The organism is Streptomyces sp. NRRL S-1022, from assembly GCF_000720135.1.
In the GTDB taxonomy this organism is placed as follows: Bacteria; Actinomycetota; Actinomycetes; order Streptomycetales; family Streptomycetaceae; genus Streptomyces.
This window is the reverse complement of sequence record NZ_JOIU01000125.1, coordinates 1-444: the sequence shown is the minus strand read 5'-3', so window position 1 is coordinate 444 and position 444 is coordinate 1. Positions and strand designations below refer to the sequence as shown.

Genomic DNA, 444 nt, shown 5'->3' with positions numbered 1-444 from the left:
GTTCGACAAGGTCAGCCAGGGGCTGAAGAAGGTCGACTCCTCCGGCTGGAAGGGTGAGGGCGGGGACGCCTTCCGTGAGAAGTTCGGGGTGCATCCCGCGAAGTGGGCGCAGGCGGCGGAGGCGTGCAAGAGCGCGGCGGATGCGCTGGAGTCGTATGCCGACACGGTGAAGTGGGCGCAAGGGCAGGCGCAGGAGGCCGTGGAGCTTTACAAGAAGGGGGAGAAGGCGTCCAAGGCCGCGTTCGCGGCGTACCGCAAGGATGTGGAGTCGTACAAGGCCAAGGCGGAGGCGGGTGAGGACCCGGGCCCGGATCCGGGGAAGTTCGACGATCCGGGCAAGGCCACCGTCCAGGCCGCGCAGCACAAGCTCGCCGAGGCCCGCAAGCAGCGCAACACCGCCGCCACCGAGGCGCAGGGCAAGGTGAAGGCGGCCCTGGCGCACGC

General features: G+C 69.6%; 1 protein-coding gene. It reads left to right on the top strand.

Annotated elements, in window-relative coordinates:
• A partial coding sequence (locus IG05_RS43210; RefSeq protein WP_037815928.1) for a putative T7SS-secreted protein occupies window positions 1–444 on the top strand: 444 nt, incomplete at both ends.